This is a genomic window from Streptomyces sp. NPDC088785, assembly GCF_044750685.1.
Lineage (GTDB): Bacteria > Actinomycetota > Actinomycetes > Streptomycetales > Streptomycetaceae > Streptomyces.
The window spans coordinates 61,081-74,058 of record NZ_JBIVKH010000004.1 but is presented as its reverse complement, the minus strand read 5'-3'; the positions used below and the strand labels follow the sequence as shown (position 1 = coordinate 74,058).

10 protein-coding genes are annotated in these 12,978 nt (G+C 74.5%); 7 read left to right on the top strand and 3 right to left on the bottom strand.

The features are described 5' to 3' along the window. The first annotated feature begins 2 nt into the window (after positions 1-2). A complete protein-coding gene (locus ACIP5K_RS14330; RefSeq protein WP_401409166.1) occupies positions 3-2,213 on the top strand; it encodes an OmpL47-type beta-barrel domain-containing protein in 2,211 nt (736 codons plus the stop codon). Between the two features lie 27 nt (positions 2,214-2,240). Here the strand turns inward: ACIP5K_RS14330 and ligD are convergent, their stop codons facing one another. Next, on the bottom strand, positions 2,241-3,272 hold the full coding sequence (gene ligD, locus ACIP5K_RS14325; protein WP_401409163.1) for a non-homologous end-joining DNA ligase: 1,032 nt from the start codon (positions 3,270-3,272) through the stop codon (positions 2,241-2,243). A 73-nt stretch (positions 3,273-3,345) separates the two neighbouring features. On the opposite strand from ligD, the gene ACIP5K_RS14320 reads away from it, so the two are divergent. Next, positions 3,346-4,407: an ATP-dependent DNA ligase gene (locus ACIP5K_RS14320; RefSeq protein WP_401409161.1), complete on the top strand. Its 1,062-nt coding sequence runs from the start codon at positions 3,346-3,348 to the stop codon at positions 4,405-4,407. 48 nt (positions 4,408-4,455) lie between these two features. Further along, on the top strand, positions 4,456-5,373 hold the full coding sequence (locus ACIP5K_RS14315; RefSeq protein ID WP_401410189.1) for a DUF3048 domain-containing protein: 918 nt from the start codon (positions 4,456-4,458) through the stop codon (positions 5,371-5,373). Positions 5,374-5,419: 46 nt separating this feature from the next. On the opposite strand, the gene ACIP5K_RS14310 is transcribed toward ACIP5K_RS14315, so the two are convergent. Next, entirely contained in the window at positions 5,420-5,887 is a 468-nt protein-coding gene (locus tag ACIP5K_RS14310; protein ID WP_401409158.1) for a MarR family winged helix-turn-helix transcriptional regulator, read from the bottom strand. Between the two features lie 186 nt (positions 5,888-6,073). Here ACIP5K_RS14310 and pcaH point away from each other — a divergent pair, with 186 nt between their 5' ends. The 4 genes from pcaH to pcaD all read left to right on the top strand — a co-directional run bounded on the left by pcaH (position 6,074) and on the right by pcaD (position 9,993). Then, the gene (gene pcaH, locus ACIP5K_RS14305; protein WP_401409156.1) at positions 6,074-6,847 is read left to right on the top strand and encodes a protocatechuate 3,4-dioxygenase subunit beta; all 774 of its coding nucleotides are present in this window, start codon (positions 6,074-6,076) and stop codon (positions 6,845-6,847) included. A 9-nt stretch (positions 6,848-6,856) separates the two neighbouring features. Continuing rightward, on the top strand, positions 6,857-7,462 hold the full coding sequence (gene pcaG, locus ACIP5K_RS14300) for a protocatechuate 3,4-dioxygenase subunit alpha (RefSeq protein WP_401409154.1): 606 nt from the start codon (positions 6,857-6,859) through the stop codon (positions 7,460-7,462). Further along, positions 7,459-8,763, top strand: coding sequence for a 3-carboxy-cis,cis-muconate cycloisomerase (gene pcaB, locus ACIP5K_RS14295; RefSeq protein WP_401409151.1), 1,305 nt, complete (start codon positions 7,459-7,461; stop codon positions 8,761-8,763). Before pcaG ends, pcaB begins: the two co-directional genes overlap by 4 nt. 78 nt (positions 8,764-8,841) lie before the next feature. Next, positions 8,842-9,993: a 3-oxoadipate enol-lactonase gene (gene pcaD / locus ACIP5K_RS14290; RefSeq protein ID WP_401409148.1), complete on the top strand. Its 1,152-nt coding sequence runs from the start codon at positions 8,842-8,844 to the stop codon at positions 9,991-9,993. A gap of 104 nt (positions 9,994-10,097) precedes the next feature. On the opposite strand, the gene ACIP5K_RS14285 is transcribed toward pcaD, so the two are convergent. Continuing rightward, a complete protein-coding gene (locus tag ACIP5K_RS14285) occupies positions 10,098-12,773 on the bottom strand; it encodes an ATP-binding protein (RefSeq protein ID WP_401409145.1) in 2,676 nt (891 codons plus the stop codon). Positions 12,774-12,978 lie beyond the last annotated feature (205 nt).

Sequence of the window (12,978 nt, the reverse complement as noted above, 5' to 3'; positions counted from 1 at the left end):
CCATGCGGACAGGAGAACGACCCAGACATGTGATCGCGCTGCTCGCGGCGCTGCTGCTGCTCCTCGGGCTCGGCGGCACCCAGGCCGCGTACAGCCAGCCGGAGCCGTCCGGCGCGGCGGCCGAGCAGGTGCTGACGTGGACGGCGGGCGACGACATCACGAAGTACGCGTCGGCGCCGGCCACGGCGGTCGCGGGCAAGGCGACGATCGTCTTCGAGAACAGCGCGGCGACCGGCAACACCACGGGGATGCCGCACACGTTGACGTTCGACGTGTCGGATCCCGAGTACAACAACGACGTGCCGCTGAACATCCTGGCCAACCCGAACGACGACCAGGGCGGAAAGCACTCGGTGGAGGTCACCCTCTCGCCCGGCACGTACCGCTACCACTGCACGATCCCGGGCCACACGAGCATGACGGGCGTGCTGACGGTGACGGACGGCGGCGGCGGTGACGACACCACCGCGCCGGAGACCTCCGCCAAGGCCGAAGGCCAGACCAATGCCGACGGCGCGTTCGTCGGGTCGGCGTCGGTGACCGTGTCGGCGACCGACGCCGGTTCGGGCGTCGACCGGATCGAGTACGCCCTCGACGACGGCGCCTACACGCCGTACGCGGCGGCGGTCGTCGTCGACCGGGTCGGGGCGCACACGCTGAAGTACCGGGCGGTCGACAAGGCGGGCAACCAGTCCGCCGAGAAGTCGCTGGAGTTCACCGTGGTGGCGCCGCCGACGGACGACACGGCACCGCCGGAGACCTCCGCGACGGTCACCGGCGACAAGGACGCCGACGGGGCCTACCTCGGGATGGCGACGGTCACCGTGACCGCGTCCGACACCGGCTCCGGCGTCAACACCATCGAGTACGCGGTCGGCGCGGACGGCGCCTGGCAGCCGTACACCGCGCCGGTGATGGTGCACGACCCGGGCGCGTACACGGTGCGCTACCGGGCCACGGACAAGGCGGGCAACCGGGCCGCCGACAAGTCCGTCGGCTTCACGGTCGTGGCGCCGCCCGCGCAGGACACCACCGCGCCGACCGTGTCCCTCGCGGTCGCGGGCGACAAGAACTCCGACGGCGCCTACCTCAACCGGGCCAGGCTGACGGTGACGGCGGCGGACGACGACTCCGGGGTCGACCGGATCGAGTACTCGCTCGACGGCGGCCCCTATCTCGCGTACACCGCGCCGGTGGTGGTGGACCGGGTGGGCGCGCACTCGGTCGCGTACCGGGCGAGCGACAAGGCGGGCAACACCGCCGCGGCGCAGACCTTCGTGTTCGCGGTCGCCTCGGGCGGCGGGGTGCCCGCACCCGACTGCCCGGAGTACGACGAGCGTTCCACGGTGTTCGTCGGCGCGGCCGACACGGGCATCCCGAACCGGGTCACCGACAACCGGTGCCGGATCGGCGAGCTGATCGAGGACGAGAAGGAGTGGACGTCGCACGCCCTCTTCGTGAAGCACGTGAAGACGGTGACCGACCGGCTCCTCAAGGCGGGCGTCGTCGACCGGCGTGAGTACACCGTGCTCAACAAGGCGGCGAAGCAGTCCCCGATCGGCACACCCGGCCAGACCGAGGGCTACACGAAGATCCTCGACGGCACGCAGGAGCAGTTCGCCGAATGGGAGCAGGTCGGCGGCGGGAAGTTCACGCTGAACGCCGACGGTTCGATCACCAGCCGTACGGACGTCGACGGCATGGGCATGCTCTGGTTCCCGCAGCGCAAGTACGGGAACTTCTCGCTGAAGCTCCAGTGGCGTGACGACGCGCCGGGCACGGGCAACGCCAACGGCGGTGTGTTCGTGCGCTTCCCGTGGGTGCACGGCAACCCCGAGGAGCCGAGCCCGGAGTGGGTCGCCATCAAGTACGGGCACGAGATCCAGGTGCTCGACCGGCCCGACGGCGACATGTACAAGACCGGTTCGGTCTACGGCTTCGACCGGGTGGGGCTCGCGGGCGCGGGTGTCACCCAGAAGGGCACGTGGAACGACTACGAGGTGAAGGTGGTGGACCAGCACTTCTCGATCTACCGCAACGGCGTGCTGATCAACGAGTTCGACAACACCGGTGGCCAGGTCTTCGAACCCCCGCGGGGCGACGACCCGGGCACCGACGGCCGGCGCTACGCCTCCGGCTACGTGGGGCTGCAGGTGCACAGCACGTCGGACGTCGTCTCGTACCGGGACGTCCGCGTGAAGGAACTCCCCTAGCGCGGCGGTGCGGCGGTCCGGGCCGGGTCAGTCCTCGTGTCTGGCCCGGCTCGGCTGCACCCGCTTCGGCTCGCCCGGCATCTTCGGGTACTCGGGCGGGTACGGCAGGTCGCCGAGGCCGTGGTCCTTCTCGTCCTTGGCGGCCAGGTCCAGCAGGGCCTCCAGCGAGTACCGCTCGGCGTCCATGTCCGCGTGCACGTCGCCGCGCTCGGCGTACCGCCGGGGCATGGTGACGATGTCGAAGTCGCGGGGCACCGCGTCGCCCAGCTCGTCCCAGTCGAGCGGGGCGGAGACGGGGGCGTTCGGGCGGGCGCGGACCGAGTAGGCGGAGGCGATGGTGCGGTCCCGTGCGGTCTGGTTGTAGTCGACGAAGATCCGCTCCCCGCGCTCCTCCTTCCACCAGGCCGTGGTGACGGACCCCGGCATCCGGCGCTCCAGCTCGCGGCCGACGGCGATGGCGCAGCGGCGCACCTGGGTGAAGGTCCAGCGCGGCTCGATGGGCACGAAGACGTGCAGGCCGCGCCCGCCGGAGGTCTTGGGCCAGCCCCGCAGTCCGCCGAACTCGTCGAGCACGGAGCGCAGTTCGCGGGCGGCGCGGACGGCGTCCGCGTAGTCGGTGCCGGGCTGCGGGTCCAGGTCGATGCGCAGTTCGTCGGGGTGTTCGAGGTCGCCGCGGCGCACCGGCCACGGATGGAAGGTGAGGGTGCCGTACTGGGCGGCCCACACCACGGCGGCGATCTCGGTGGGGCACATCTCGTCGGCGGTGCGCCCGGAGGGGAAGGCGATGGTGGCGGTGGGGATCCAGTCGGGCAGGTTCTTGGGGGCGCGCTTCTGGTAGAAGGACTCGCCGGCCAGGCCCTCGGGGTAGCGCTCCAGCGTGGTGGGGCGGTCGCGCAGGGCGCGCACGATGCCGTCGCCGACCGCGAGGAAGTAGGCGGCGAGGTCCCGTTTGGTGTATCCCGACTCGCCGCCGTCGGGGAAGTACACCTTGTCGGGGCTGGAGAGTCGCACCGTCCGACCGCCCGCCGCCAGCTCCACCGCCGTGCCGTTGCTGCCCATGGCCCCACGCTAGGCCGCTCCGACGAAGCGCGCATACCGGGCGATACGCCGCCGCACGGGACAGAATCGGTGCATGGATCTTCCCGTGATGCCGCCGGTCCGGCCGATGCTCGCCAAGTCCGCCGCCCGGATCCCGGCGGGGATGCACTACGAGGCCAAGTGGGACGGCTTCCGGGCGATCGTCTTCCGCGACGGCCCCGAGATCGAGCTGACCAGCCGCACCACCAAGTCGCTGACCAGGTACTTCCCCGAACTGGTGGCGGCGCTGGCCGAGCGGGTCCCGCAGCGCTGCGTCCTCGACGGGGAGATCGTGGTGGCCCGGGACGGGCGGCTGGACTTCGACGCGCTGAGCGAACGGATCCACCCGGCGCAGTCCCGGGTGCGCACCCTCGCCGAGCGCACCCCCGCCTCGTTCGTGGCGTTCGACGTCCTGGCGCTCGGCGACACCGCGCTGCTGGACACTCCGCTGGCCGAGCGCCGACGGCTCCTGGCGGAGGCCCTGGCCGGCGCCGACGCCCCGGTGCACCTGGCGCCCGCGACGACCGACGCCGCGCTGGCGGAGCAGTGGTTCGAGCGGTTCGAGGGTGCGGGCCTGGACGGCGTCGTCGCCAAGCCGCTCGATCTGCGCTACCGCCAGGACGAACGCCTGATGATCAAGGTGAAGCACGAGCGGACGGCGGACTGCGTGGTCGCCGGGTACCGCTACCACAAGAGCGGGCCCGTCGTCGGCTCGCTCCTCCTCGGCCTGCACGACGACCGGGGCGCCCTCCAGCACGTCGGGGTCTGCGCGGCCTTCACCATGAAGCGGCGCACCGAACTGATCGCGGAGCTGGAGCCGCTGCGCATGGCCGACCCCGCCGGGCACCCGTGGGCGGCCTGGGGCGAGGAGTCGGCCCACGACGCGCGCCGGATGCCGGGGGCGCCGAGCCGCTGGTCGGGCAAGAAGGACATGTCGTGGGTGGCGCTGCGGCCGGAGCGCGTCTGCGAGGTGGCGTACGACCACATGGAGAACGGGACGCGTTTTCGGCACACGGCCCGCTTCCGGCGCTGGCGTCCGGACCGGGAGCCCGAGAGCTGCACGTACGCGCAGCTGGCGGAACCGGTGACCTTCGACCTGGCGGACGTGCTGCGCTGAACCGGGGTGACGGGGGCCCGCGGCGGGTAGGCCGGGGGCGTGGACGAGATGCGCAGGCGGGGTTTTGTCATCGGTGCGCTCGGGCTGCTCGCCCCGGGGTGCAGGCCCACGGGGACGCCGTCGGGCGGCGCGTCGCTCGCGGGGCGGTCGTCCGTCCTCGCGGTGAAGGTCGACAACGTGGGTGCGGCCCGCCCGCAGACCGGCGTCGAGGACGCCGACATCGTGTACGTCGAGCAGGTGGAGGGCGGGCTCAGCCGGCTCATGGCGGTGTTCGGGAGCCGGGTGCCCGACGTCGTGGGGCCGGTGCGCAGCGCCCGTGAGACGGATCTGGAGCTGTTGCGCCAGTTCCGCGAGCCGACGCTCGCCTACTCGGGGGCGCAGGGCGGGCTCCGGCCGCTGATCGACGCGGCTCCGCTGCGCGCGGTGCCGCAGGGCGCGCGGGCCGCCGCCTATGTCCGGGGCGGCGGCAGGCCCGCGCCGCACAACCTGTATCTGCGGCCCGGCCGCCTCGGGCGGACGGTCTCCGGAGCGGGCGCCGGGGCGGCGGCGGGCTTCCGGTTCGCCGCGAAGGTGCCCGCGGGCGGGCGGCCGCGCTCCCGGCAGACGGTGTCCTTCCCCGCCGCCCGGTTCGCCTTCGACTGGTCCGCCGGCCGGGGGCGGTGGCTGGTGGGCATGGACGGGCGCCCCGCGACGAACGCCGACGGGGCGCGCCTCGCGGCGCCGACGGTCGTGGTGCAGTACGTCGACGTGCTGCCCTCGCGCTTCCACGACGTGAACGGCAGCACCTCGCCGCTGTCGCGGACCGTCGGGTCGGGGCGGGCGCTGGTCCTGCGGGACGGGCGGGTCTTCGACGCGCGCTGGTCCCGTCCGTCGCCGCGCAGCGGCACCGCGTTCACCACGCGGGACCGCGGTGGCCCGCTGCCGTTCGCGCCGGGGCAGGTGTGGGTGGTGTTCGCGAAGAAGTGAAGAAGTAGACCGCCCTACAGCCTGTGGCCGCGCCCGCCGGAGTCCGTCAGCCGTCCGCGCCCGCCGCCGGGTCCTGCGGGCGCCGGAGCCCCTCCGCCGCGTCCGCCACCCGCTGGATGAGGTCGAGGAACTGCGTCTGCTCGGCCGCGTCGAGCGGTGCCAGGAAGATCTGGTTCATCCGCGCCGTGCGCAGGGTCAGCCTCTTGTGCGCGCGCAGCCCCTCGGCGCTCGGGCGGAGCAGCCGGCGGCGGCCGTCCCCGGGATCGCGCACCCGGTCGATCAGCTCGCGCCGGGCCAGCCGGCCGACCACCTCGGCGATGGTGGAGCGGTCCAGGCCCACCCGCTCGCCCACCGTGCGCTGGTCCAGGCCCGGCTCGGCCACCAGCGCGTTCAGCACCGCGAACTGCGGCGAGGTGACCTCCTCGGAGACCATCGTGGTCCACAGCAGGTGGTGCGCCTGCTGGAGCCGCCGGGCGAGGTGTCCGGGATGGCCGCTCAGGTCCACCGCGCCCATCGCGGCCCTCCGGTCTGCGTCGGATCTTTGTGAGTGCACTGAGCAATGCTAGACCCTTGACGCCCTTCTCCCCCAGTGGCAACGTGGCGCCCGTTCGAAAACTACTCAGCACACTGAGCATTATTCGGGGCCGGTCGGCCGGGGCATCGCCCTCGTACGGGAACAGCAGGAAGGCCACGCACGCCCATGACCCTCACCCAGCACGACATCGACGCCGAGATTGCGGCCGAGCGGGCCGCGTACGCGCGCCGGCTGGCCGGCGGGGCGCCCGTCGAGCACCATCCGCGCCGCGCCTACGCGCCCTACCGCTCGTCCGCGCTGCGCCACCCGGGGCACCCGCCCGTCGGCATCGACGTGTCGCAGGACCCGGAACTGGTGGAGCTGGCCGCCCCCGCCTTCGGCGAGCGCGACATCACCGAGACCGACAGCGACCTCACCCGGCAGCACGCCGGGGAGCCGATCGGCGAGCGGATCACCGTCTCGGGGCGCCTCCTCGACCGGGCCGGGCGCCCGCTGCCCGGCCAGCTGGTCGAGATCTGGCAGGCCAACGCGGCGGGCCGGTACGCGCACCAGCGCGAGCAGCACGATGCCCCGCTGGACCCCCACTTCACCGGCGTGGGACGGACGCTGACGGACGATCAGGGCCGCTACCGCTTCACCACGATCCAGCCGGGGCCCTATCCGTGGCGCAACCACCTCAACGCGTGGCGGCCCGCGCACATCCACTTCTCGTTGTTCGGCCCGGCGTTCACCCAGCGGCTCGTGACGCAGATGTACTTCCCGAGCGACCCGCTGTTCCCGTACGACCCGATTCTCCAGTCGGTCACCGACGACGCGGCCCGGCAGCGTCTGGTCGCCACCTACGACCACAGCCTGTCGGTCCCGGAGTTCTCCCTGGGCTACCACTGGGACATCGTGCTCGACGGCCCGCGGGCCACCTGGATAGCGGAAGGGCGCTGAGCCGACACCATGACCAGGATCGACACCGGCCGACCGGACCGGGTGCTGCCCACGCCCTCGCACACGGTCGGCCCGTTCTACGGCTACGCGCTGCCGTTCCCGGGCGGCCCCGACATCGCCCCCGTCGGCCGTCCCGGCACGATCACGCTCCAGGGCCACGTCCTCGACGGCGCGGGCGCCCCCATCCCGGACGCCCTCCTGGAGCTGTGGGGACCCGACCCCGAGGGGAACCTGCCGCGGGTCGACGGCTCGATCCGGCGCGACCCGGCGACGGGCGGCTATCTCGGGCGCAACGGCGTGGAGTTCACCGGCTGGGGCCGCGTCCAGACCGACGCGAACGGCCACTGGTACGCGCGGACCCTGCGGCCCGGCGCGCGCGGCCGCAGCGCCCCGTACCTGAGTGTGTGCGTGTTCGCGCGCGGCCTCCTCGTCCACCTGTTCACCCGCGTCTACCTCCCGTCGGACGAGACGGTGCTCGCCGCCGACCCGCTGCTGGCGCGGCTCCCGCGCGAGCGCCGGGACACGCTCATCGCCCGCCCGCAGGCGGACGGCACGTTCCGTTTCGACGTACGCCTCCAGGGCGAGGGCGAGACGGTCTTCCTGGAGTTCACATGAGCCTGTTCGACCCCGGCGGCCAGGGCGCGCCCACCGAGCACTCCACCTCGGAAGTGGCCTTCCTCCAGGCCCTGTTGGACGCGGAGGCGGGCCTGACCCGGGCCCAGGCGGCGCTCGGCCTCGCCCCCGCGTCGGCCGCCGACGCGGTGACGGCGGCGGCCCGGGCCGACCGCTTCGACGGGGAGGACCTCGCGCGCCGGGCCCGCGCCGGCGGCAACCCGGTGATCCCGCTGGTCGCCGACCTGACGGCGGCGGTGCCGTCGGACTGCGGTGCGTACGTGCACCGGGGCGCGACCAGCCAGGACGTGCTCGACACCGCGCTGATGCTGGTCGCGGCGCGGACCCTGCACCTCGTGGACGAGGAACTCGCTTCCACGGCGCGGGAGTTGGCGCGGCTCACGGTCGCGCACCGGGACACCGTCATGCCGGGCCGGACGCTCACCCAGCACGCCGTGCCGACGACGTTCGGACTGAAGGCGGCCGGCTGGCGGTCGCTGGTGCTCGACGCGCGGGACCGGCTGCGGGCGGTCGTGCTGCCGGCGCAGCTCGGCGGCGCGGCGGGGACGCTGGCGGCCTTCGCGGCGTACGGCTCCCCGGACCCGCTCGCCCTCGTGGACGCCTACGCGCGGCAGGTCGGCCTGTCCGCACCGGTGCTGCCGTGGCACGTGCTGCGCACCCCGGTCGCCGACCTGGCGGGGGCGCTCGCCTTCGCGGCGGGCGCGCTCGGCAAGGTCGCCGCGGACGTGCTCACCCTGTCCCGTACCGAGATCGGGGAGCTGGCCGAGGGTGCGGGCGGCGGGTCCTCCGCCATGCCGCACAAGGCGAACCCGGTGCGCTCCACGCTGGTCGCCGCCGCGGCCCGGCGGGCGCCCGGACTCGCCGCGACGCTCTACGGCTCGCTGGCCGCCGAGGACGAACGGGCCGCCGGGGCCTGGCACGCCGAGTGGGCCACGCTGCGGGAGCTGCTGCGGCTGGTCGGCGGGGCGGCGCGGGACACCGCCGAGCTGACCCGCGCGCTGGTGGTGCGCGGCGACGTGATGCGGGCGCACCTGGAGCTGACCGGGGGCGCGATCGTCTCCGAGCGGATCGCCGCCGAACTGGCCGGCGCCGTGGGCCGGGCGCGGGCCCGGGACCTGCTCGCCGCTGCCGCCGCGACGGCCCGGGAGAGCGGCCGTCCGCTGCGGGAGGTGCTCGCCGCCGAGCCCGCCCTGGCCGCCGCCGACCTCGGGGCGCTGCTCGATCCGGCCCGGTACCCGGGGGCGGCGGGAGCCCTGGTCGACCGGGCGCTGACCCGCACCTGAAAACCCCGCCCCGCCCCTGCCCCGAATCCACCGCGAAACCTGCCCGGAGTCCCCCATGAGTCCTGCCCGGAGTGCACCGTGAGCCGCCTTCCGCACCATCGCGCCGAGGGCTCCCCCAGCGCGCCGCCGCTCCTCCTCGGCCCGTCCCTCGGCACCTCCCTCGCGCTGTGGGACCGGGTGGCGCCCGAGCTGTCCACCACCCATCGCGTCGTGCGCTGGGACCTGCCCGGGCACGGCGGGTCCGACGCCTCACTGATCTCGGCCGGCGCCACCGTCGGCGACCTCGCCGCCCTCGTCCTGGCGCTCGCCGACGAGCTGGGCATCGACCGGTTCGCGTACGCGGGCGTGTCGTTGGGCGGCGCCGTCGGGCTGCACCTCGCCGTGCACCACCCGGAGCGGGTCGGCGACCTCGCCGTGCTCTGCTCCTCCGCGCACTTCGGCGGGCCGGGCCCCTGGCGGGAACGGGCCGCGCTGGTCCGCGAGGAGGGCACGGCCGGGGTGGCCGCGAGCGCGCCCGCCCGCTGGTTCACCCCCGGCTTCTCGGTGCCGCGCCTGGTGCGGGACAACCGGGACGCCGACCCCGAGGCGTACGCGGCCTGCTGCGACGCGCTCGCCGCCTTCGACCTGCGCGAGAGGCTGCGGGACATCTCCGCGCCCACGCTGCTGATCGCCGGGCGCGACGACCCGGCGACACCGCCCGCGCATCTGCGGGAGATCGCCGACGCGGTGCCCGGCGCCGGACTCGTGGAGCTGTCCGGCGCCTCGCACCTGGCCGTCGCCGAGCGCCCCGAGGCGGTCCTCGGGGCGCTGCGCGCGCACTTCGGGGCGGGTGAACGGCGCGGCATGGAGGTGCGGCGCCAGGTCCTCGGCGACGCGCACGTCGACCGGGCGCAGGCCCGGCAGACGCCGTTCACCGCCCGGTTCCAGGACTTCATCGCGCGGTACGCGTGGGGCGAGATCTGGACCGACCCGACGCTCACCCGCCGCGAACGCAGCATGGTCACGCTGACGGCGCTGGTCGCGCACGGCCACCACGACGAGCTGGCCATGCACGTCAGGGCGGCCCTCGGCAACGGCCTCACCCCGCAGGAGATCGGGGCGGTGCTCCAGCAGTGCGCGGTGTACGTGGGCGTCCCGGCGGCCAACGCGGCGTTCGCCGTGGCTCAGCGGGTGCTCGCCGAGGCCGGCGCGGAGAGGGGCGGGGAGGAGGGCGCCTCCCCGGGCGCCTGAGACCGGCCGCCGGGTACCGGTCCCGGGCGGCCGGTCGCCGGGTACCGGTCCCGGGCGGCCGGTCGCACGGGTCGCGCCGGTCGCACGGGTCGCACGGGTCGCGGTCAGTGCAGTCCGCGCCCGGTCTCCAGCACCTCCCGCGCCCGCGTGGCCAGTCCCTCCGCCCCGCACGAACGGGCCAGCTGGAGGCCGCGGTTGAGCTCGTCCCTGGACCGGGCCGCGATGCCGTACTCGACGCGGGCCAGGGCGTGCTCGTACGCGCACGGCGACGCTTCGAGATAGGTCACCGCCTTGGCGTACAGGGTCAGTTGGCGCTGTCCCGTCTCCAGGGCGGCGGCGCAGCGCAGTGCTTCCCCTATCGCCGTGTCCGTGCCGAGCCGCTCGGCCTGGACGCGGGCCAGCACCGCGAGTTCGGCGGCGCGCCTGGGGTCGGTGTCGGCGACGGCGCGGGCCAGGTCGCAGGCCCACGAGGAGACGATGGTGTTGTGCCCGCCGCGGGCCTGCGCGGCCTTGGCCGCCGCCTCCAGTTCGCTGATGCCCTCGGCGGTGCGGCCGACGGCGAGCATCAGGCGGCCGCGCACGGAGTACGCCTCGGGGAACAGGATCGTCGACGGGTAGGGCGGCGCGTAGTCGTAGCGCTCGGCGATCTTGAGGGCTTCGTCGGGCCGGCCCCGGGCGAGCAGCGTGTCGATGAGCTTGCCCGCGGCGTCCCAGTGCATGGGCAGTCCGCGCCCGACGCGGTCGGTCAGCCGCAGCGCCTCGCGCAGCATGCCCTCCGCCTCGGTGAGCCGGCCGCGCCTGCGGTGCACGTATCCGGCGAACGCGTGGGCGACGGCGAGGTGTCCGCCGCTCCAGCCGGCGCTCTCGTAGGCCCGGATGCCCTCCGCGAACAGGCTCTCGGCGCGGTCGAGACGGTCGGAGAAGATGTACGAGAACCCGAGGGCGATCAGGATCTCGAAGCTCCACTCGGTGTCGGTCCAGCCGAGTCCGGGCGCGAGGCGGCCGTTGACGAGGGCCCGGTCGCAGTGCTCGGCGACCTCCTCGGCGTTCTCACCGCGGTTCATCATGTCGAAGGCGCGCAGGATGAGCAGCACCCGCTCCGCGTTGTCCCGGCCGGTGACCTGGGCGGCGAGGTCGGCGAGCCGGCGGGAGCGGGCCGGCGCGTCCGACTCGCCGTTGTAGATGCTCTCCCAGAAGAAGCGGCTGGCCTGGAGGCGCAGCCGTTCGGGACCGGGTTCGAGGCGGCGGGACTCGGCGTCGATGAGTGTGAGCGCGTCGGCCAGCTGGTCGTTGTGGACCAGGGCCTGGGCCATCCGGCACACCGCGTCGACGCGCTCCTCGCCGTACAGGCCGGGCGTGGCTTCGAGGGCGGCGCGCAGGTGCCGGACCGTGGTGGCCGGTGAGGTGAGCAGCGTGGCGCAGCCCAGCTCGTACTGCACGTGCGGCCACAGCTCGGGCAGCGGCGGCTCCTTCAGGGCGCGCTCCAGGCAGCGCCGGGCCGCGGCCGGGGCGCCGACCGCGAGGTGTTCGCGGGCCGCCGCGCGCAGTTGCTCGACGAGTTCGGGATCGTCGTCCGGGTGGACCTCCAGGAGGTGCCGGGAGGCGGCGGCCGGGCCGTGTCCGGAGGCGGTGACCGCCCAGGCGGCCTGGCCGTGCATGGCGGTGCGGGTGGCCGACGGGATCGACTGGTAGACGGCGGTGGCGATCAGCGGGTGCACGAACTCCAGGGTGCCGACGTCGCCGTAGGTGCCGTCGGTCAGGATGCGGGCGGTGCGCAGCCGTTCGGCGCAGCGGCCGGCCTGCTCGGGGTTCATCCCGGCGAGGAGGGCGGCGAGGCCCGGTTCGATGCGGGTGCCGAGGACGGCGGCGGCCCAGGCGAACCGGGTGGCGTCGGTGCCGAGTCCTTCGAGCCGGGTGACGAGGCCGCGGCCGCGGGCCGTCTTGTTCAGCGCGCGCAGTTCGGCGGCGTGGGACTCCTCGGGCGCTATGCCGGCGTCCCCCACCTTGGCCAGCAACTCGACGGTCTCGTAGGGGTTTCCGCCGGTGACGGCCCACACCTCGCGGCAGAACGGGTCGTCGGCGTGCGGGCCGAGTGTGACGCGGGTCAGGCCCGCGGCGGCGTCGGGGCTGAGCGGGCGCAGCCGGGAGGTGCCCTGCCGGGCGGCGACCGCGACCGCGTCCAGGCAGTTGGCGACCTGGGGGTCCTCCGGGTCGCGCTGGGCGACGACGACCAGGACCGGCAGGTCGTCCAGCCGCTCCGCGAACGCGACGAGCCATTCGAGGGTCTCCAGGTCGGCCCAGTGCGCGTCGTCGATCAGCAGGACCAGCGGCCAGTGCAGCCGGGCCAGCCGGGAGACCGCCGCGACGAGTCCGTCCCGCACGCCCTGCGGGTCGGCCTGCCGGCCGGTGGGCGCGGCTATGCCGAGCGCGGGGCCCGCGATGTCGTACCAGTCGCCGAAGTACTCGCGGGACTCCTCCTCGGAGAGCGCGAGCAGCGCGGGCTGGAGCAATTGCCGTACGACGTTGAACGGTACGGAGGTGACGGTCTCGCCGCCCCGTGCCGACCAGACCGTGGCCCGGCCCTGGGCCCGCCGGCGCACCTGGTCGAGCAGGGCGGTCTTGCCGATCCCCGCCTCGCCGCGGTAGACGACGAGGCTGCCCGATGATGCGGCGTCCGCGCAGAGGTCGTCCAGTGCTCTCACGGCGACGCCCAGTTCGGGCTCCCGCTCCCACAACTGGGGCCCACAGGAGGCGGCGTCGGAGTGCCGTCCCTGAGTCATGCCGCACCCTCCAGGTGTCGTGCCCGCCGATGAGTCGACGGTCCATCGCGTACGGGTGGTGTACTGGTCACGAGAGTAGTGCGCGGCGCGGCGCCGTGGTGGGGGGTTGCGGAGCCGGTCGAAAATGGTCGGCGCCGCGGGGTGGGCCCGGCCTTCGGGGCGGGGCCCGCGGATAACGATCCCGCCCGCATCGCGGCCGAAGGGC

What these genes read in the sequence shown, in the direction of transcription:
- ACIP5K_RS14330 (WP_401409166.1), top strand. Translation starts at nt 3, where the DNA reads ATGCGGACAGGAGAACGACCCAGACATGTGATCGCGCTGCTCGCGGCG.
- ligD (WP_401409163.1), bottom strand. Translation starts at nt 3,272, where the DNA reads ATGGGCAGCAACGGCACGGCGGTGGAGCTGGCGGCGGGCGGTCGGACG.
- ACIP5K_RS14320 (WP_401409161.1), top strand. Translation starts at nt 3,346, where the DNA reads ATGGATCTTCCCGTGATGCCGCCGGTCCGGCCGATGCTCGCCAAGTCC.
- ACIP5K_RS14315 (WP_401410189.1), top strand. Translation starts at nt 4,456, where the DNA reads ATGCGCAGGCGGGGTTTTGTCATCGGTGCGCTCGGGCTGCTCGCCCCG.
- ACIP5K_RS14310 (WP_401409158.1), bottom strand. Translation starts at nt 5,887, where the DNA reads ATGGGCGCGGTGGACCTGAGCGGCCATCCCGGACACCTCGCCCGGCGG.
- pcaH (WP_401409156.1), top strand. Translation starts at nt 6,074, where the DNA reads ATGACCCTCACCCAGCACGACATCGACGCCGAGATTGCGGCCGAGCGG.
- pcaG (WP_401409154.1), top strand. Translation starts at nt 6,857, where the DNA reads ATGACCAGGATCGACACCGGCCGACCGGACCGGGTGCTGCCCACGCCC.
- pcaB (WP_401409151.1), top strand. Translation starts at nt 7,459, where the DNA reads ATGAGCCTGTTCGACCCCGGCGGCCAGGGCGCGCCCACCGAGCACTCC.
- ACIP5K_RS14285 (WP_401409145.1), bottom strand. Translation starts at nt 12,773, where the DNA reads ATGACTCAGGGACGGCACTCCGACGCCGCCTCCTGTGGGCCCCAGTTG.